Below are 19,728 nucleotides of genomic sequence, written 5' to 3' on the forward strand. Positions count from 1 at the left end.
ACTCCATGAATACGACCACCAGCGGCATCACCGTCATCGGGGAGTGCGTTGCCGATGCCTTCACGGACGCCGCCCGGTCCACCCCCGGCCATCTCGCGCTGAGCGTCCTGCCCGGTGGCGGCCCGGCCAACACTGCCGTCGCCCTCGCCCGGCTCGGCACCCCCACCCGCTTGCTCGCCCGGTTCTCGGGCGACGTCTTCGGCACCCTCTTCCGCAACCACCTCAGCGCCTCCGGCGTCGACCTGACCGGCACCGTGACCGCTTCGGAGCCCAGCACGCTCGCCGTCGCCGACCTCGACGAGACCGGCCAGGCCACCTACTCGTTCTTCGCCGACGGCGCCGCCGACTGGCAGTGGACCGCCGACGAACTGTCCGCCACCGTGCCGGACGACACCGTCGCCGTGCACACCGGCTCCCTGGCGCTGATACGCCGTCCCGGCGGCAGCCACATCGAGGACCACCTCGCCAAGGCGCGCGAGCACGCCACCGTGTCCATCGATCCCAACGTCCGTCCCCTGCTCGTACCGCCCGCCGCCTACCACCAACGGCTGCACCACTGGTGCGCCCTCACCGACATCCTCCGCCTCAGCGAAGACGACCTCGCCCTCCTCCTCCCCGGGGCCACTCCCGAACAGGCCTGCGACACCTGGCACGCGGCCGGTGCCCGGCTTGTCGTCATCACCCTCGGCGGACGCGGCGCCCTCGCCTCCCTCGACGGCGCACGCGTCAAGGTCCCGTCCCCGACCGTGGAGGTCATCGACACCGTGGGCGCCGGAGACTCCTTCACCGCCGGCCTGCTGCACCGCCTCACCGCACTCGGACACCTCGGCGGCCGGCTCGATGCCCTGACCCTCGAAGACACCGCTGACGCCTGCTCCTTCGCCGCCCGCGTCGCCGCCCTCACCTGCTCCGTCCCCGGCGCGGACCCGCCCTGGGCAGAGCGTCTGGACCCCGGGCCCCTTCGTACCCCCTGAGCGGTCAGGGACTATCGCGCATCCCGCCCGTCGAGTCGCCGCGGCGTACGGCGTACAAGCGGGAGTTCGCCCACCGCCCGGGTCACCGGGGGCGAGGTCGACGGGTGGTTCTGGTAGCCGCTCACGGGCAAGGGCGCCGTCTGCGAGTTCTCCACCGCGAGCACGGAGCCCGCGCCGCTCTGACCCGCGAGGCGCCCGACGTCGAGGCGGGGACCGGCCATGTCGTCGGCGCGCTCGTCCGTCAGAGGCGGATGACGACCAGGGCGGCGTCGTCGGTGGCGCCGGTGGCCGGGAGGAGGTCGGCCAGGAGCGCGTCGGCCAGGGTCTCGGGGGCGGTGTCCGGGTGGCGGCTCAGACAGTCGGCGAGACGGGCGAGGCCGACGTCGATGTCCTCGGTGCGGCGTTCGATCAACCCGTCGGTGTAGAGGACCAGGGTGGCGCCCTCGACGAAGGGCAGGGTCGTCTGGGGGCGGCGCACATGGACCGGGCGGGCGCCGAGCGGTGGGTCGGTGGACCGGTCGAGGAAGGTGACGGTTCCGTCGGGATGCAGCAGGGCGGGCGGCGGATGGCCGGCGCTGCTGTAGGCGATCGTGTGCGTGTCCCAGTCGATGAAGGTGTTCACCGCGGTGGTCGACTCGGCGCCGTCGACATAGCGGGAGTACAGGCCGAGCGCGTCCAGGGCCTCGGCCGGGCCGTCGGCGACACGGCAGGCGGCGCTCAGGGCGCTGCGCAGCTGCCCCATGACACAGGCGGCGGCGAGCCCGTGGCCGACCACATCGCCGACGGCGACCGCGATACGGTCACCGCCGCCGGGCAGCTCGACCAGGTCGTACCAGTCTCCGCACACGTTCAGGGCCCCGATGGCCGGCCGGTACCGTACGGCCGCCCGGTGGTGCCCGACGGGGCTCGGCGCCGGCAGCATCGCCGCCTGCAGGGCCAGCGCGACCTCGCGTTCCCGGGCGTGTGCCTGGCGCAGCCGCTCGTTGACCTCCTGGAGCTCACGGGCGCGGGTGTAGAGCTCCGCCTCCAGCACCCGGGCCCGGGTGTCGTCGCCGGCCATGGCGGGTGCGTCGGGGCCGCCGCGGGCGCGGATGAGTTCGGTGATCTCCTCCACCCGGTGCACGACCAGCGCGACCTTGTCGTCCGGGCCGAGCACGGGGGCGTTGACCGGGCTCCAGAAGTGCTCCACCCAGTGGCCGGGCCGCTCGCGGTCCTCGATGTCGTAGCGCAGCAGCGCCATGGTGTCGCGTTCGCCGGTGGCCACCACGCGCAGCATCGACGCCTGGGTCTCGCGCATGCCGGCCGCCGCCGGGTCGTTGGGGTTCTCGGGGAAGACGTCGAAGATGTAGCGGCCGAGCAGCTGCTCACGGGTGCGGCCGGCCAGCCGGAGGAAGTCCTCGTTGGCGTCGGCGTACACCAGATCCGGAGTGAGCAGCGCCACCATGCCGGGCAGTGCCCGGAAGACCGCCGCGTAGTCGATCTCCGGTTTTCTCATGTGCTGCCCCGCCTCGGCGCCGACCCGTCACTGTGCTGTTCCACGATAGAGCGAATACGCCACGGGGTCGGCCGGGAACACCTGAGGGGTACGCCCGTCACGGCGGAGTACCACCGTGACGGGGCTGAATCCCTGGGCACCGAGGTGGCCCGGCGGCTGCGCCCGCCGGGCCATGACGGGCGGTCGCCGGTCGTCCGGCGTGGGCGGAGTCTACTCAGCGGTAGCAGGTGGTGAGCCCCGGCCGCCAGGGGCAGGCGAGCGCGGCGAAGCCGCCGTTGGCGACGACGTCGACGCTCAGGGTGTCGCCGCCCCGCAGGACCCGCCGGTCCTGGACGAGCCCGTCGGCGCCGTCGCGGATCGTCTCGACCAGCCACCGTCCGGGGCCGAGTGACAGCGGTACCTGCGCCGTATGGGCCGACCGGGCGTAGAGCCCGCCCAGGAACCAGCGGTCGCCACTGCGGCGGGCGAGCACCGCCTGCTCGCCGGGCTGTCCGGCGAGGAGGCGGGTGTCGTCCCAGGCCGCCGGGACCTGGTCGAAGAAGGCGCGGGCGAGCGGCCGGGCGTCGTACGACTCGGGGGTACCCGCGAACATCTGCAGGCCCGACTCGTAGGCGACGGAGAGCCCCACCTCGGCCGCGTCGGAGTTGGGGCGCAGGCCGACACGCTGGAAGGCGCCGGGGGTGAAGTCCATGGAGCCGATGACGTTGCGGGTGAAGGGCAGGGTGGTGAGGTGGGCGGCGGTGTTGGTGCGCTTCTCCTCGCCCGCGACGCCCTCCAGGGTCATGACGTGCGGCCAGGTGCGCTGGATGCCCTTGGGGATCGTGGAGCCGTGGAAGTTGACCATGAGGTGGTGGGCGGCGGTCTCCGGGAGGATGGCGTCGTACCACCGGAGCGTGGACTGCGCCTCGGAGTCCATGAAGTCGATCTTGACGCCCTTGACGCCCCACCGTTCCAGGGTGGGCAGCCACTGGGCGCGTTCCTCAGCCGTGTCGAGGTCGCGCTGGTGGATCCAGACGATGATCCCGACGCCCTTGGCGCGGGCGTACTCGACGAGTTCCGGCATCCAGCTGTTCGTCTGCCAGTCGGGGTCGGTGGTGTCCCACGCGTCGCTTCTGAAGTACCAGCCCGCGTCGACGGCCTCGTACGGCCAGTTCCGTTCGGCGGCGTAGTCGACGTAGGCCTGCTGCGCGGCGAGGCTCTGGCCGGCCGGGCGGCCCCCGGCGAGCCAGGTCCACAGCGCGGTGCCGGCCCGGATCCAGGAGGGATCGGCCACCTTGGAGGCGGGGGCGAGGTCGTCGGTGAAGGTGGAGCGGGTGACGGTGGCGAGGTCGCCGGTGACCATGGCCCGCCAGGGGGTGGCGAGCGGGCCGTCGGTACGCACCCGGTCGTCGGCGAGCCTGATCCGGTACGTGCCGGTGCCCTGGTCGTGGGCGAGCCGGGCGCCCGAGTAGGCGCCGGTGAGGTCGGACTCGGCGAGCAGGGTGTAGCCGCCGCCGGTCGCGAACAGCGCCTGGTCCGAGTACGTGCCGGTGGGGGCGGTCGCGGCCGTGTACCGGACGAACTGGCCCTCGTTGTCGGCCCGGTAGGTGCCGAGCCAGGCGCTCGCGTCGGCCGGCAGGTTGAACGCGGACGTCTCGCCGAGGACATCGCCCTGGCCGCCGGGCAGGACGTACCGGTAGGCGACACCGTCGGCGGCGGCGCGGACGACGAGGTCGAGCCGGGTGCCCGCGGCGGTGGCGAACGACAGCCGGGTCTCGTTCATACGGATCCGGCGGTCCAGCCGTTTGCCGGACTTCGTCCGGTAACGCTCCTCGATCCGGCGGTCCTTCCGGTGCAGGAAACGCAACCCCTGGGACAGGTCGGCCTGTTCGGTGACGATGCCGACGGGCGACGGTTCGACGACGGTACGGCCCGCGCGGGACACCGACAGGCTCAGCGCGCCGGTGGTGTCGTCCAGGGATATCCGTGCCCGGGGCGCGTGCGCCGCGACGGAGACGGCCCAGACGTTCTGCTTGCTCTGTTCGTTCGGCACGGCCCTCGCGGGCACGGTCGTGAAGAGTGCGGCCACCAGCCCGGCGCAGAGCGCGGCGACCGCCGTCCTGATCGGAACTGCCATGGAAGACCTCCCTGTTGGGCGTCCGGACCTGTTCAGCGTCCGGACTTGTTGGGCGTCCGGGCCTGTTGTGCGGCCGGATGGACGGCGGTCGTTACGGAAGTCCCCAGGCCGGGCCCGGTTCGCTGACGGTGACGGGCGCGATGACGAGGTCGGGCCGGGAACCGGAGTGGACGAGCACCTCGCGGCCGCGGGGCAGGTCGATGGCGAGGGTGCCGTCTCCCAGCTCGCGGGTGCGCGCCGGGCTGCCGTCGTCCAGTACGGCGGTGACGCGGCCACCGAGCCCGTGCCGTAGCTTGAGCGGCTCGCCCGCCAGGCTCCTGATCCGGACGAACCGGGTCGCCCCGGCCTCGCGGACCGCACTGACCAGGAAGGCGCCCTGGGTACGGAAGTCGTGCAGGGTGACGTCCGCCCAGGCGGCCGGGACGGCCGGGAAGACCCGGATCACGCCGCCCCAGCTCTGGCAGAACATGTCGTGCAGCGACTGCGAGGCGGACAGCGGCGTCTCGATGACCGGACCGGCCTCGGTGTAGTGCGTGTTGGGACGGCAGGGGTAGCGGGTGCTGGTGTCGAAGAACTTCCGCAGATAGGTGATCGCGGTGTCGCCGTCGCCGGCCATCGCGTACATCGAGGCGGCCCCGGTGTAGCTGTAGCCCCGGTGGGCGCCGGTCAGCACGTGCCAGCGGGTGATCGACTTCGCGATCAGGTCACGGCTCTCCGACTGGTCCCAGTTGACGAGGTACAGCGGGTACACCATCAGCAGATGCGAGTAGTGCCGGTGCGACTGCGCGTACGGGGTGTCGGCGCCGACCATGAAACCGTTGCCGTCGACCGGGTACGGCGTGAGCCGGGCCAGTACCTCTTGCCAGCGGGGGATCAACTCGTCGTCGACGCCGAGCAGTTCGGCGGACTCGATGAGGGTCTGACAGCCCCAGCGGATGAGGGCCAGGTCGTAGTTGGTGTCCTGCGGCGGCACGACGGGGTACTCGGGGGAGAGCGTGCTCGGCAGATGGAGCCTGCCGTCACTGCCCGGGGTGAGGAAGTGCAGGTAGTAGTTGATCGCCCGGCGCAGCACCGGGAAGACGGTGTCACGCAGCAGGGACTCGTCCATGGAGTGCCGGTAGGACAGCCACACGTTGTGCAGCGCCCAGGTGAGGTCGCCGGTCTCGGCGCCGGTGCCGGGCCTGCCCACGCCCCGGTTGGCGAACGTGTCGGAGCTGCGGCCGACACCGGAGCTGTCCGCGCGGTAGGCGGTGGGCACGTTGGCGATCAGCTGTTCCTGGTTCTGCCGCACGGTGGTGGCGAGCGCGTCGAGTTCGAGGTGGTTGGCGCCGTGGATGAGCCAGTACTCCAACTGGATGTTGAGGTTCCACCACACCGCCGGCCAGGGCGTCGGCTCCAGCCACGGCCCGCACGTGGCCATGACGGGCCCGCCCGCGCGGCTGGCCGAGGCGACCTTGTAGAGCTGGATCCAGTGGAAACTCTGCAACCGCTGATCGGGGAACGAGATGAAGCTCTTCTTGTAGAACGCGTGCCACCACCGCACGTGCCGCCGCCGCAGCGCGCCGTACGACGTCGCGCGCCGCAGGCCGCGCAGCGACTCGGCCTCGGCTGCGGTGGTGGAGGGCGAGCTGTGCCTGACGCTGAGCAGCAGGTCGTCGCCGGTGCGGCGGTACGAGGTGGCGGTCTGGCCACCGGTCAGGGACTGGAGCACCTGTTCGGTGCCGTCGGCGGTGGTCCGGGTGGTCCAGGGCGGGTTGGGGGTGTAGCCGGCGGGCGGGGCCTCGCTGATGCCGCGCGGGCTGACGGCTTCCTCGGGGTGGAACGTCCAGGTGACCCGCTCCTCGCCCCCGGCCCGTACGCGGACCGCGAGGACCTCGTCGTGGATGAGGGCGGAGAGGGTGAGGGTGCCGGCGGTGGTGGTGACGGTGCCGGTGAGCTCGGCGTTCCACAGGCTCAGCCGCCAGTCGACGGCGGTGACGGTGCCGGCCGGTTCGAGCGTGAGATGTCCGACCGGGAGCCGGCAGGTTCCCCAGCCGCTGCCGAACTCGGGCCGGTGGTCCTGGACTCGGCCGTGCTGCACGGTGAAGCGGAGGTGGTTGGTGTCCGGCTCCTGGTAGATCATGCTGCCGAGCTGTCCGTCACCGAGGAACGGACCCTCGTACCAGCGGCTCGGCAGTCTGCTCCAGAGCAGGTCCTGGCCGCGCAGGAACCTGTCCCAGGAGCCGTCGGTGGTCATGGTGTCGCGGAGTCTCCAGGGGCGTCTGCCGCCCCCGGCCACCGCGTCGGCGTCATCGGCGCCGACGGGCGACACCGCCGGTAGGAGTGGGTCGGCAGGGGTGGCTTGGGCGGCGTGGGCCGTCCCGGGCAGGGCCGCCGCTGCCGCTCCGCCCAGCGCGGTGCCGAGTACGGCTCTGCGGGGCAGCGGTGAGTGCTTTCCCGGCTGCGAGGTCATCATCGTCCTCCAGACCTGACGGAGCATCGATACATCGGGTGTATCGGGGAACCTAGGCAGGCTTCGTGAACCTGTCAATGATCTGGACCAAGGGGGGAGGAGTGGCCGAATATACCTGGCAATTCGGATGAAAATCAACAGATTTGGACTCCGTGCCCACATCGGCCACATCGGTTAAGCGGTGTTGAAGTCCTTGACTCATCCGATGTCTTCGGGTTGCCTGCTCGCGTGTGCTCCCTCAGAGGAAAGGACACGTGATGACGATGGACCGGAGATCCCTCTTACGGACGGGGGCCGGCCTCCTGGCCGGCGGTGCCGCGCTGACCCTGCAGCCCGCTCCGCTCGCCGGCGCCGCGACCGCGTCGCCGCTCGCCGACCCCACCGACGGCTGGACGAAGACCGCGTTCACGTACAGCTGGCAGAAGCCCTGGAACCTCGACCTCAGCGACCGGCACAGCTACAGCGGCGGCGTCCACCGCATGTGGGTGTACGCCACCGACGAGCCGTTCGAGGAGGGCAACTCCACCGACCCGCGCACCGAGATGCGCTGGAAGAACGACTACACGACGGGCGACCGCATGTGGGACGCCGATGTCTACCTGCCGTCCGGCACCGACGGCGCGTCCTTCGTCCAGATCCTGCGGACCGCCCGCCCCTCGGGCACCCCGGCCACCGACATCATGCTCAATGTGTACGCCGCCAACGGCGGCACGGTGCGGCGCTACGACGGGGCGGTCCTCAGGACCGGCGCGTACGACACCTGGTTCAACCTGAAGATCGCCCACCGGGCGAGCAGCGGGACCGGGACCGTCAAGGTCTACTTCGACGACTCCCTCGTCCTGACGGTCGCCGACCGGGGCCCCGCCACCCGCTACTTCAAGAACGGCGTCTACAACCACGGTTCCGGGCGCGTCGAGGCCCGCTTCCGCGACATCGGCTACTGGACGCGGTGACGGTCCCGGTCCCGGCCTCCGTCACCGCAGCGGAATCATGGCCGCGACGCGGAAACCGCCGCCGGGAGCCGGCCCGGCGCGCAGGGTGCCGCCGTAGACGTCGAGGCGCTCGCGCAGACCGAGCAGGCCATGTCCGTCACCGGTGGAGGCGCGGGCGCTCGGTGGGCCGCCGGTGTCGGTGATCTCGACGCCGAGGCCGGTCCCACCGTAGGAGACGGTCACGGCCGAGCGGGCGCCCGTCGCGTGCTTCATCGTGTTGGTGAGCGCCTCCTGCACCACCCGGTACGCGGCGAGGTCGACACCCGGCGGGAGCCGGCGGGGCACACCGGTGACGGTCAGCTCGACCGGGAGGCCGGAGGCGCGCACCCTGCCGATGAGTTTGTCCAGCCGATCGAGGCCCGGTGGCGGTGCCATGTCCACGCGGGCGGCCAGGGCGGACGGATCGTCGCCGGCGTTCATCGTGAGCAGGCCCATGACATGCCTGAGTTCCGTCATGGCCGCGCGGCCCCCGGCCTCGATCGCGAGCAGTGCCTCGCGGGTCCGGTCGGGGGCCGCGTCCAGGACCGTGCGGGCGGCGCCGGCCTGGATGACCATCACGCTGACGTTGTGGGTGACCACGTCGTGCAGTTCGCGGGCGATACGAGCCCGCTCGTACTCCGTCGCGCGCCGCAGCTCCTCGGCCCGCTCGCGTTCCAGCTCCGCCATCCGCGTCTGCCGCTCGTCGGCCCGGGCCCGCCAGGTCCGCATCCCGTACGCGGCCGTGGCGAGCGGCAGGAGAACGAGCAGCGGGACGTACTCGTCCGGGACGGTCGGCACGCCCGTGTCACCGGTCGAGGCGAGCACCAGGAGTACGAGGGGCAGGCTGCCCAGGGTGGCCGCCCGGTAGGGGCTGTAGGCGATGGCGCTGTAGGTGGCGACGACGACGGAGTAGAAGACGATGCGGGCCTCGCCGTCCGGCGCGAGCGCACCCGCGACCGTCACGACCGCCAGTACGGCGAGCGGATACCGCCTCCGTACCGCCAGGGGCAGCGTCGCCAGGAGGGCGGGGACCGCCGCACCGAGCCAGGTGTCCGCGCCGGTCCGGGCCCGTACCACTCCGTCGACGAGCTGGTAGCTGCGGCCGAGCCCGGCGCTCAGCGCGTAGTGGGTGGCCCCGATGGCGAGCGCCGACGCGAGCAGCACGTCGAAGAGCAGACCGCGCCGCGTCGGCCGGGGCGGCGAACCGGTCGGGCGCGTCAGCGCGTTGATCGCTTCGCGCGCCCGGCCGCCCACCTTGACGTTCATCACCGGCTCATTGTCACGGGGCCGCCGACCATGGGACATCCTCCCCGGCACCCCTTTCGGCGCATCCCGTACATCTGGCGCCTACATCTCAGGGAGGAGAAGGGAGGGCGCGGTTGTCTCAGCCAGCCGCCTTCGCGACGAGTTCGCTGATCCGTGTCTCGGTGGCGGGGGTCAGCTCCGTCAGGGCGTAGGTGGTGGGCCACATGGTGCCTTCGTCGAGCCGCGCCTGGTCGCTGAAGCCGAGGGTGGCGTACCGGGTCTTGAACTTCTGCGAACTCTGGAAGAAGCAGACGACCTTGCCGTTCCTGGCGTACGCCGGCATCCCGTACCAGAGCTTCGGCGCGAGGTCCGGCGCGGCGGATCCGACGATCTGGTGGAGCCGCTCGGCGAGGACGCGGTCCGCGTCGGTCATGTCGGCGATCTTCGCGAGCACGTCGCTCTCCCCGTCCGCCTTGGCCGTGCGCGGGCTGCGGCGCGCGGCGGTCTTCAGCTCCTGGGAGTGCTCCTTCATCGCGTCGCGTTCCTCGGCCGTGAACCCGTCGAACTTCTTGTTCGGCATCGCAGGTCTCCTCATTTCGCACAGTACGTCGGTCGGTCAGATGAGCCAGAGGCCGTCGCGCATCAGCTCGCGGCCCGGGATCTCGTCCGCCTCGCGCCAGGCCTGGACGCGGCGCGGGGTGATACGGAACCAGCGGTACGGCGTGGCCGACGCGCGCGGGTCGAAGCCGGTGCGCGCGGCGAACCGGTCGCCTCGCCGGCCCGGCAGGGCGCCGAGGGCGAGGTCCTCGACCTCGCCCTCGATCATGGACACGTCGCGGGTGTCGCCCAGCCCCAGCCGAGTGGTCCGGCCCGCGGCCAGGTTCCGGCCGGTCGGGCTGTCGGCCGGGGTCGCCACCAGCAGCGTCTCGCCGTCCCAGTCGAAGGACAGCGGCACCAGATACGGCGCGCCGTCCGCCGAGGCACTGGCCACCCAGACGTCGACGTCATGGGTGAGCCGGTGCTCGGTGTCGCGGCGACGCAGAGCGCGGGGGCGCGGGCCGGCACTCATGGGGACTCCTGCCGTCGTGGGCCATGATCGGCCCGGCGTGTGCTGCCGGGCTCGACCGCTGTGCTCACAGCCTCTCCCGGCAGGGGGACGGCCCGCCTCCGTGCCGACCACGGAATCCACCACGGAGTCCACTACGGAACGGACCACGGAACGGACCACGGAGCGGACCACGGAGCGGACCACGGAGCGGACCAGGGAGCGGACCAGGGAGACCGTCGCCATGGCCGCCGGCACCGCCCTCGGCGTGGGCGAGCTGGCGCAGGCCCGCCGGTGGGGCAGGGAACTCGCCGACCACCCGCTGTTCGCCGAGGTCGCCCACCACGCCACGTCCTGGCTCATGGTCGCGGACGCCTTCGCGGGCCGCGCCGACGACGTACTCACCGGCAGTGTGAGATTCCTCGACGCGTGGCAGCGCGGCGGCCGGCAGCGGTCGTTCTCGCTCGGCCCGGCCGCCGCGTCGGTCGCGATGGTCCATGGTCTGCGCGGCGACCACGACGCCCGGGCGGCATGGCTCGCGATCGTCGACCGGGCGGGCCCCGCGGCGGAACACCACCATGGCTACGGCGCGGTGTTCGACGCCATGGTCCAGCTCCACCACGGAGACCCCGACGCGGCTCTGGAGCGCGTCGCACCCGCCCCGGATGAGGTGTGGAAGTGGGTCTCCTGGATCTGGCTGCACTGGTACGTGGCGCTCCGCGCGGAGGCGTCGGTGCTGGCCGGCCACCCGGACGCCCGCGACCGGGTCGCCACCGCCCGGGGCATCGTCACCGGCAACCCGGTCGCCACCGCCCAACTGGACCGGGCCCAGGCGCTCCTGGACGGCGACCTGCCGCGCCAACTCGCCGCCGCCGCGGCATTCGAGGCGGCCGGCTGCCCCTACCAGTCGGCCCGCACCCTGCTGCTCGCGGGCGACGACCACATCGCCGCCGGTACGGCGGCACTCACCGGCCTCGGCCTAGGCCCTGCCTCACCCGCCTCACCTGCCTAGTGACCCTGGCCGACATCGTCACATAAGGTGCTTTTCGGATGGTTCCGTCCGTGGTTCCGTCCGTGGTGCCGCGTCGACTGTGAACGGTGAGTGCAGATGGGTTCGAGTTCCGCCGATGCCTCGCTTCCCGGCTCGACGGGTGCAGGCGCAGGCACAGGCGCCGTTTCCGGTACCGGTACCGGAAACGGTCCCGCCGTCTCCCGCCGGGAGTTCGATGAGATGTTCGAGGCGGTGAGTGCGTGGGGGCGGTGGTCCCCGGCCGACCGGGGGGCCTGGAACCGTGTGACCGAGGGCCATGTGCGGCGGGCCACGGCCGCCGTGCGGGTCGGGAAGGTCGTCCCGATGGCGTTGCCCTGGAACACCCGGTCGGGTCCGGACAACCGCAAGCCCGCCCTGCATCACATGACCGACCTCGGGGATGTGGAGAGCCCGGAACCCGCGACCCACAAGGACTTCATCGCCGCCGACTACCACGGCAAGGGCATCACCCACCTCGACGCGCTGAGTCACGTCGCCTACCGGGGACAGCTCTACGACGGCCGCGCGGCCCGCGAGGCCGTCGGCGCCGCGGGAGCCCGATTCGGGGCGGTGTCGGAACTCGGTCCCCTCGTCACCAGGGGGGTGCTCCTCGACCTCCCCGCCGTCCTCGGCGTCCCCTGGCTGGAGCCGGGGCACGCGGTGCGGGCCGGGGACGTCGTCGCCGCGGAGCAGGCGCTCGGCGTGACGATCGGTGAGGGTGACGCGGTCCTGCTGCGCTCCGGGCACGTCCGCCGCCGCGCGGAACTCGGCGCCTGGGACCCCGGCCGGGCGAGCGCGGGGTTCCATGTGGACGCCGTACCGCTGCTGGCCGAGCGCGGTGTCGCGCTGCTCGGCGGAGACGGGGACAGCGATGTGCGGCCGTCGCCCGTGGAGGGGGTGCACTCGCCGGTGCACGCCCTGGCCGTGGCCGCGATGGGGGTGCCGCTGCTGGACAACCTCGACCTGGAGGCGCTCGCCGCCGCGACCGCCGAGGCGGGCCGGTACGAGTTCCTGCTCGTGGTGGCCCCGCTGAACATCCCCGGCGGGACGGGCTCGCCCGTCAACCCGGTCGCGGTCCTGTGACGGCCGGCCGCGCCCGCCCGCCGGGGGCCGCGGTCACCAGCTGTGAGGACACGTGTGAACCGTGACTCGCGTTGCTGATGCCCGTATCCTCGTCAATGCCAGATATTTCCGATAAGTGGATTGTCTAACGCGTGTGAGGCCAGCGTGGTTCGGTCCGACGGCGAGCCGATACTCACGGGACGTGCGGCAGGCGGCACGGGCCCCGTCCGTTTCCGTGAGCGGTTTCTGCAGGGTGAGCCGCTGGAGACGGGCGTGCGCACCTCGATCCTGAACTCCTGGCGGCGCTGCCGTTCCCTCGGACTCTCCCCGGACCAGTCCGACCTTCCCTTCCGGGACGACTTCGACCGGGACGACCGGATCGCCCGAGCAGCCGTGCCCGTGCTCGACCGGCTGCAGTCCAGGTTCGCCGGCAGCGCGATGAACATCTCCGTCGCCGACGCGACCGGGACGGTTCTGCTGCGCCGGTTCGGACAGGCGTCGCTGGCCGGCGGCCTCCCGGCGATCCAGACCGTCCCGGGGTTCGTCTTCGCCGAACGGTTCGCCGGCACCAACGGCATCGGCCTCGCCCTCGCGGAACGGCAGCTCATCCGTGTCTACGGTGCCGAACACTTCGCCGAACGCTCCCAGGGCAGCGCCTGCCGCGCCCTTCCCGTACGCGACCCGCTCAGCGGCCGTATCGAGGGCGTCCTGTGCTTCGGTTATCCGCGCAGCGCCGAGGATCCCGCGCTGACCGCCGTCATACGCAAGGCGGCCGGGGCCATCGAGCGGCGGCTGCTGGGCCAGAGTTCCGCGCGAGAGCGCTCCCTGCTGCGGGCGTACCTGGAGGCCGGGACCGAAGCCGGCGCGGGACCGCACCACAGCATCGGGGTCGACGAACTGGCACTCGGGCTGCGCCCGGGCGACCGGGCCACCCTCATGGAGAAGGCCGCCGAGCTGATCTCCCGCGCGCAGCGGGCCGCCGTCGACGTGCCCCTGGCCGGCGGCCGACGGGTCACGCTCGTGAGCCGCCCGATGACCAGCGCCTCCGGGGTGGAGGGCATGGTCATCGAGGCCGTCCTCCCCGGCCTCGCACCGCACGAGCCCCTCTCCGTCCCGCACCAGGTCGAGGAGGCGCCGGGCGTCCTGACCGGGCCCACCGGGCACCCCGGCTCGATCGCCGCCGCCTTGGCCGTCCCCGCCACCCCGGTCGCCCGGGCCGCGCGGGGATTCGCGGGCCTCCCCGTCGTCACGGCGACCGGCCCCCTCTCGTCCATCCCGGCGCCGCCCGGGCACCCGCGCGCCGCCGCACCCGGAAGAATCACCGCGGCCCGCGCCGACGCCACGACCGCCGGTGTCGCGACCGATGACGTCCCGGCCGCCGGTGTCGCGAGCGATCACGGCCTGGCCGATGGGATCCCATCCGACGGCGCCACGACCGATGGCGTCCCACCCGACAGCCTCACCCCCGCCGACCGCACGACCACCATCGTCCCCGCCGACCGCACAACCACCCCCACCGACGCCGACGCCGACGGCACCCCGGCTCCCCGCCCCGGCTCCGCACCCCCCGCGAGAAGTCTCCTGATGGTGGGGGAGCCCCATGTGGGTGGCTACGCCCTGGCCGCGCGCCGCCGGCTGGAGCTGCTGTCCGAGGCCAGCGCCCGTATCGGAACCACCCTGGACGTACGCCGAACCGCCCAGGAACTCGCCGACACGGCGGTACCACGGCTGGCGGACTACGTCACCATCGACCTGGCCGAGCCCGTACTGCGTGGCGAGGAGGCCGCGGACCCCCGCGGCGACCTGCGCCGTACGGTGGTGCACGGCCTCCGGGACGACCTCCCCTTCAGCCCGGTCGGCAAGCAGGTCGACTACGGCCCGACCGTGCCGCAGCTGCGCTGTCTGACCAGCGGGAAGCCGGTGCTGGAACCGGATCTGAGGACAGCCGCGGGCTGGCTCGCGCAGGACCCCGAGCACACCGAACGGCTGCTCGGCCACGTCCACTCCCTCATCGCGGTGCCTCTGGTCGCCCGCGGCGTCGTCCTGGGCGTCGCCGCCTTCTACCGCGCGCAGGACCCCGCCCCCTTCGGCGACGACGACCGTTCGCTGGCCCAGGAACTCGTCTCCCGCGCGGCCCTGTCCATCGACAACGCCCGGCGCTACACCCGCGAGCGCGCCATGGTCCTCGCCCTCCAGCGCAGCCTGCTCCCGCAGGGCCTGCCCGACCAGGACTCCGTCGAGGTCGCCCACCGCTACCTGCCCGCCGAGTCCGACGTCGGCGGCGACTGGTACGACGTCATCCCGCTCTCCGGAACCCGTATCGGCCTCTTCGTCGGCGATGTCGTCGGCCACGGCATCCGCTCCGCCGCGACCATGGGCCAGCTGCGCACCGCCGCACGCAGCTTCGCCGAACTCGAATACGCCCCGGACGAGGTCCTCACCCACCTCGACAACCTCGTCGGGCGGCTGGACCGGGAGGATCCTGTCTCCGGCGGCGCCGGAGTCATCGGCGCGACCTGCCTGTACGCCGTCTACGACCCCACCTCGCAGCAGTGCACGATGGCCCGGGCCGGCCATCCGCCGCCCGCCCTGGTCCGCCCGGACGGCACGGTGTCGTTCCCCGAACTGCCCGCCGGGCCCCCGCTCGGCCTCGGCGGTCTGCCCTTCGAGTCCACCGAGGTGCACCTCCCCGAGGGCAGCCAGCTGGTCCTCTACACCGACGGGCTCATCGAGGACCGCGAACGAGACGTCGACGTGGTCCTCGCCCAACTGGCCGAGGTCCTGGCGCACCCCGAGCGCGCACCGGAGGAGACCTGCCGCGTCGTCCTGGACGCCGTGGCGCCCGCCCACCCCGGCGACGACATCGCCCTGCTCGTCGCCCGCACCCACGCCTTCGATCCGCGGCGGATCGCCACCTGGGAGCTGCCCGCAGACCCCGCCGTCGTCAGCGAAGTCCGCGCCTCCGCCCTGCGGCAGTTGGCCGACTGGGGGCTCGACGAGGCCACGTTCGCCGTCGAACTGATGCTCAGCGAACTCGTCACCAACGCCATCCGCCACGGCGCCGGACCCATCCGGGTACGGCTGCTCCACGACCGCGCCCTGATCTGCGAGGTCTCCGACACCAGCAACACCGCCCCGCGACTGCGCCGGGCGGCCACCACCGACGAGGGCGGCCGGGGTCTGTTCCTCGTCGCGCAGCTCTCCCGGAGCTGGGGCACGCGCTACACCCCGGAGGGCAAGGTCCTCTGGGCCGCCTGCGGGCTCGACGGCACCTGACACACACGACACCCTGCGACGAAATGCCGTAAATGGTCTGATATGAGCGGCTAGTATCGCTGTCGCAAGTAGCAAGTCGCAAGTTACTAGTCGCAATTCGGGAAGAACCCGCCAGGCCGACCCCCGGAGCTGTCCGTGCACGACGCTCACGACACCTCCGCACAGGCGATCCCGCCCGGCGGGGCGGAACCGCTCGTCCGTATCCGAGGACTCGCCAAGCGCTTCGGCGGCACCCGCGCGCTGGCCGGGGTCGACCTCGACGTCCACGCCGGCAGCGTCCTCGCGCTCCTCGGCCCCAACGGAGCCGGGAAGTCCACGCTCATCAAGGTGCTCGCCGGCGTCCACCAGGCCGACGCGGGCCGGATCACGGTGGACGGGCACCCTCTTGGGAGCCACGCCGCCGCCCACCGCATGTCCTTCATCCACCAGGACCTGGGCCTCGTGGAGTGGATGACGGTCGCCGAGAACATCGCCCTGAGCACCGGGTACGCGCGCCGCGCCGGACTGATCTCCTGGCGGCGGACCCGGGAGCGCTGCGTCGACGCCCTGCGGATCGTCGGCGGCCGGCTCGACCCCGACGCGTCGATCGCTCAACTCGCCCCGGCCGAGCGTTCCCTGGTCGCCATCGCCCGCGCCCTGGCCGCGCGGGCGCGGCTCATCGTCCTCGACGAACCGACCGCCCGTCTGCCCGCCGCGGACTGCGCCCGGCTCTTCCGCGTCCTGCACACCCTGCGCGACCGAGGCCACGGCATCCTCTACGTCACCCACCGCCTGGACGAGGTGTACCAGGTCGCCGACACCTTCGCCGTCCTGCGCGACGGCCGGCTCCTGAGCCACGGATCGCTCGCCGACCACAGCCCGGCCCGTCTGGTGCACGACATCACCGGCGAGGAGCCCACCGCCCGCCGCCCCACCCCGGCACCGGCCGGCGGCCCAGCCGTCCTGACCCTCGAAGGCGTACGCACCTCCGGCACGGGACCGGTCGACCTGGAGCTGAGGCCCGGGGAGAGCGTGGGCCTGGTCGGCCTCTCGGGCGCCGGACACCTGGGCCTCGGCCGGGCCCTCGCGGGGTCCCGGCCACTCCTCGGCGGCCGGGCCCTGCTCGACGGCCGCCCGTACCGCCCCCGTACGGTCGCCGACGCCGTCGGACGCGGCGTCGCCCTCGTACCCGGCGACCGGCAGCGGGAGGGCTGCCTCGCCGAACTGACCGTACGGGAGAACCTGCTGGCCAACCCCGGCGCGGGACACGAGACGGCACAGCGCTGGATCGGCCCGCGCCGCGAACGCGGCGAGGCCGCCGCCCTGATCGAACGGTTCGCGGTACGTCCGCGCGACAGCGAGGCCCCCATCGCCACCCTCTCCGGCGGCAACCAGCAGAAGGTCATGATCGGCCGCTGGCTCAGGACCGGCCTGCGCCTGCTGATCCTGGAGGAACCGACGGCGAGCGTCGACATCGGGGCCAAGGCCGCCGTCCACCGGCTGCTCGACGAGGCGTTGGCCGACGGCCTCGCGGTCCTCCTCATCTCCACCGACTCCGAGGAGGTCGCGGGGGTGTGCGGGCGCGCCCTCGTCTTCGTCCGCGGCTCCGTGACGGTGGAGCTCAGCGGCCCGGCCCTCACGGTCGCGGGCCTCACCCGGGCGGCTTCGGCCCTGCCCCGCACCGGAACCGCCACGAACCGGTGACCGCCCCACCGCCCTCGCCCCGGCCGCGCCCGCAGAGCAAGCCGGGCCCGCAGAGCAAGCCGGGCCGGCGCCGCGGCCCGAGCCGTACGGGTGGACACCTGATCGGCGCCTACGGCCTCCTGGCCCTCACCGCCCTGCTCGTCCTGATCTTCTCCCTCACCCTGCCGCGCACCTTCCCCACCCTCGACACCGTCGACTCGATCCTCTTCACCCAGTCGATCCCGGCCTGCCTCGCGCTCGCCGCCATGGTCCCCATCGTGACCGGCGCGTTCGACCTCTCCATCGGCTACGGCCTCGGCCTGGCCCACGTCATGGTGCTGTACCTCGTCGTCGACGCCGGCTGGCCCTGGCCGCTCGCCTGCCTCGCGGTGATCGCCGGCGGGCTCGTCGTGGGCGTCCTCAACGGTGTCATCGTCGAGTTCGGCCGGATCGACTCCTTCATCGCCACGCTCGGCACCGGCAGCATGATGTACGCGGTAACCGGCTGGATCACCGACGGCGGCCGGATCGTCCCCGGCCCGCAGGGCCTTCCGCCGGCCTTCACCGACCTCTACACCTCCACGTTCCTCGGCCTCCCGGTCCCCGCCTTCTACGTGCTCGCCCTCGCCGTCGCCCTCTGGCTGGTACTGGAACGGCTGCCGCTCGGCCGGTACCTGTACGTCGTCGGATCCAACCCGCGCGCCGCCGACCTCGTGGGCATCCCGGTCCGCAAGTACACCGTCTGCGCCTTCGCCGCGTCGGGCCTGATCGTCGGCTTCGCCGGAGTGCTCCTCGCCGCCCAGCAACAGCTCGGCAACCCGAGTGTCGGCCTCGACTATCTGCTGCCCGCCTTCGTCGGGGCCCTCCTCGGCGCGACCGCGATCAAACCCGGCCGCCCCAACGCCATGGGCACCCTCGTCGCCGTCGCCGTCCTCGCCGTCGGCCTCACCGGCATCGCCCAGATGGGCGCCGAGTTCTGGACGGTCCCGCTGTTCCACGGCGGCACCCTGCTCGTCGCCGTCGGCCTGGCCGGCTACACCGCCCGCCGCCGGGTGCGCACCGGAGTCTTCGCGACCTCCGACACCCCCGACACACCCGACGTGCCACCGGAACCCCCGCCCTCCCCGCCCCGCGACGACGGCACGTCGGGCAGCGGCACACCGTGAACCGAGGCCGCCGCCCTTCTCTCGCTAGTCCCCCCTCCGGGAGGAGCTCCCGTGCACGACCGCAACCGCAGAGCCACTCCCGGCGCCCGCAAGGCCCGGTGCGCGGCGACCGCCCTGCTGGCCGCGACGACCACCCTGCTGGCCGCCTGCGAACGCGGATCTTCGGCAGGACCGGGGGAGTCCGCGTCGGGCCCGAGCGGCTGCCCCGCCGTGCAGGCCAGGGCCCAGGCCGCCGTCGGCCGGGCGGAGCAAACCGACGCCCCGTGGGACGGACCGACCACCGGCCCCGGGGCGGTGACCGGCAGGACCCTCGTCTACGTCGCCCAGACCATGACCAATCCCGGAGTCGCGGGCGCCGCCGAGGGCGTCCGGGAGGCCGCGCGGGTCATCGGCTGGAACGTCCGGGTGATCGACGGCGGCGGCACCCCCGCCGGCATCCAGGCGGCGATGAGCGAGGCCGTGGCCCTCAGACCCTCGGGCATCGTCATCGGGGGCTTCGACCCCAACGCGACCTCGCGGCAGGTCGCACGGGCCGACGAGGCGGGCATCCCGCTCATCGGATGGCACGCCGTCGCCGCCCCCGGCCCCAGCAGGCGGCCCGCGCTCTTCACCAACGTCACCACCGAGGTCGAGCAGGTCGCCAGGATCAGCGCGCAGTGGGTCATCGCGACCTCCGGCGGCGACGCGGGCGTCGTGGTCTTCACCGACGCCTCCATCCCCTTCGCCAAGAACAAGTCCGAGCTCATCAGGAAGGAGCTGGCCACCTGTTCGGGCGTGGAACTGCTGTCGTACGAGAACATCCCCATCCCGGACGCGAGCAGCCGCACGCCCCGTGAGGTCTCCTCGCTCCTCTCCCGCTTCCAGGGCCGATGGACCCACTCCGTCGCCATCAACGACCTGTACTTCGCCGACGCCGCCCCGGCCTTCCGCGCGGCCGGCGAGAACGGCGCCGGCCCGCCCTTCAACATCGGCGCCGGCGACGGCGACCCCTCCGCCTTCCAGCGCATCGACAACGAGCAGTACCAGGCGGCCACCGTCCCCGAGCCGCTCACCCTCCAGGGCTGGCAGATCGTCGACGAGTTCAACCGCGCCTTCGCCGACCGCCCCGCCAGCGGCTACGTCGCCCCCGTCCACATCAGTACGGCCGACAACAGCGCCGGCGCCACGACGTGGGACCCGGCGGGCTACCAGGAGGCGTACCGGAAGATCTGGGGAAAGTGAGCAGGGGGACACC

At 72.8% G+C, this 19,728-nt stretch carries 15 protein-coding genes; 8 read left to right on the top strand and 7 right to left on the bottom strand.

Annotated features, from left to right (window positions below; genetic code table 11):
* The first annotated feature begins 5 nt into the window (after positions 1 to 5).
* Positions 6 to 974 (top strand): carbohydrate kinase family protein, encoded by a 969-nt coding sequence (locus tag I8N67_RS29340; protein ID WP_200307240.1) that lies wholly within the window; start codon positions 6 to 8, stop codon positions 972 to 974.
* An 11-nt stretch (positions 975 to 985) separates the two neighbouring features.
* Here I8N67_RS29340 and I8N67_RS29345 read toward each other — a convergent pair whose 3' ends face one another.
* The 4 genes from I8N67_RS29345 to I8N67_RS29360 form a co-directional block, all read right to left on the bottom strand.
* Entirely contained in the window at positions 986 to 1,195 is a 210-nt protein-coding gene (locus I8N67_RS29345) for a hypothetical protein (protein ID WP_200307241.1), read from the bottom strand.
* 20 nt (positions 1,196 to 1,215) lie between these two features.
* Entirely contained in the window at positions 1,216 to 2,469 is a 1,254-nt protein-coding gene (locus I8N67_RS29350) for a PP2C family protein-serine/threonine phosphatase (RefSeq protein WP_200307242.1), read from the bottom strand.
* 214 nt (positions 2,470 to 2,683) lie between these two features.
* Entirely contained in the window at positions 2,684 to 4,585 is a 1,902-nt protein-coding gene (locus tag I8N67_RS29355) for a glycoside hydrolase family 97 protein (RefSeq protein WP_200307243.1), read from the bottom strand.
* 91 nt (positions 4,586 to 4,676) lie between these two features.
* The gene (locus I8N67_RS29360) at positions 4,677 to 7,037 is read right to left on the bottom strand and encodes a glycosyl hydrolase family 95 catalytic domain-containing protein (protein WP_200307244.1); all 2,361 of its coding nucleotides are present in this window, start codon (positions 7,035 to 7,037) and stop codon (positions 4,677 to 4,679) included.
* A gap of 263 nt (positions 7,038 to 7,300) precedes the next feature.
* On the opposite strand from I8N67_RS29360, the gene I8N67_RS29365 reads away from it, so the two are divergent.
* Entirely contained in the window at positions 7,301 to 7,990 is a 690-nt protein-coding gene (locus tag I8N67_RS29365; protein ID WP_200307245.1) for a polysaccharide lyase family 7 protein, read from the top strand.
* Positions 7,991 to 8,011: 21 nt separating this feature from the next.
* Here I8N67_RS29365 and I8N67_RS29370 read toward each other — a convergent pair whose 3' ends face one another.
* From I8N67_RS29370 to I8N67_RS29380, 3 genes are all read right to left on the bottom strand, one after another.
* Positions 8,012 to 9,274 carry a sensor histidine kinase gene (locus I8N67_RS29370; protein ID WP_200307246.1) on the bottom strand — a complete coding sequence of 421 codons (1,263 nt, stop codon included), beginning with the start codon at positions 9,272 to 9,274 and terminating at the stop codon, positions 8,012 to 8,014.
* Between the two features lie 118 nt (positions 9,275 to 9,392).
* Positions 9,393 to 9,833, bottom strand: a complete 441-nt coding sequence (locus I8N67_RS29375) for an iron chaperone (RefSeq protein ID WP_234046484.1) — start codon at positions 9,831 to 9,833, stop codon at positions 9,393 to 9,395.
* A gap of 36 nt (positions 9,834 to 9,869) precedes the next feature.
* Positions 9,870 to 10,322 (bottom strand): pyridoxamine 5'-phosphate oxidase family protein, encoded by a 453-nt coding sequence (locus I8N67_RS29380; RefSeq protein ID WP_200307248.1) that lies wholly within the window; start codon positions 10,320 to 10,322, stop codon positions 9,870 to 9,872.
* A 100-nt stretch (positions 10,323 to 10,422) separates the two neighbouring features.
* On the opposite strand from I8N67_RS29380, the gene I8N67_RS29385 reads away from it, so the two are divergent.
* The 6 genes from I8N67_RS29385 to I8N67_RS29410 all read left to right on the top strand — a co-directional run bounded on the left by I8N67_RS29385 (position 10,423) and on the right by I8N67_RS29410 (position 19,715).
* On the top strand, positions 10,423 to 11,310 hold the full coding sequence (locus I8N67_RS29385) for a hypothetical protein (RefSeq protein WP_234046485.1): 888 nt from the start codon (positions 10,423 to 10,425) through the stop codon (positions 11,308 to 11,310).
* A gap of 219 nt (positions 11,311 to 11,529) precedes the next feature.
* Positions 11,530 to 12,411, top strand: coding sequence for a cyclase family protein (locus tag I8N67_RS29390; RefSeq protein WP_234046486.1), 882 nt, complete (start codon positions 11,530 to 11,532; stop codon positions 12,409 to 12,411).
* A gap of 144 nt (positions 12,412 to 12,555) precedes the next feature.
* Positions 12,556 to 15,666 (top strand): SpoIIE family protein phosphatase, encoded by a 3,111-nt coding sequence (locus I8N67_RS29395; RefSeq protein WP_372443820.1) that lies wholly within the window; start codon positions 12,556 to 12,558, stop codon positions 15,664 to 15,666.
* Between the two features lie 135 nt (positions 15,667 to 15,801).
* Positions 15,802 to 17,349: a sugar ABC transporter ATP-binding protein gene (locus I8N67_RS29400; protein ID WP_200307251.1), complete on the top strand. Its 1,548-nt coding sequence runs from the start codon at positions 15,802 to 15,804 to the stop codon at positions 17,347 to 17,349.
* Positions 17,346 to 18,494: an ABC transporter permease gene (locus I8N67_RS29405; RefSeq protein WP_200307252.1), complete on the top strand. Its 1,149-nt coding sequence runs from the start codon at positions 17,346 to 17,348 to the stop codon at positions 18,492 to 18,494. The genes I8N67_RS29400 and I8N67_RS29405 overlap by 4 nt, the downstream gene beginning before the upstream one ends.
* 51 nt (positions 18,495 to 18,545) lie before the next feature.
* Positions 18,546 to 19,715 (top strand): substrate-binding domain-containing protein, encoded by a 1,170-nt coding sequence (locus I8N67_RS29410; RefSeq protein ID WP_200307253.1) that lies wholly within the window; start codon positions 18,546 to 18,548, stop codon positions 19,713 to 19,715.
* The last annotated feature ends 13 nt before the right edge of the window (positions 19,716 to 19,728 follow it).

This window comes from Streptomyces adelaidensis (assembly GCF_016598475.1).
GTDB classification, from domain to species: Bacteria; Actinomycetota; Actinomycetes; order Streptomycetales; family Streptomycetaceae; genus Streptomyces; species Streptomyces adelaidensis.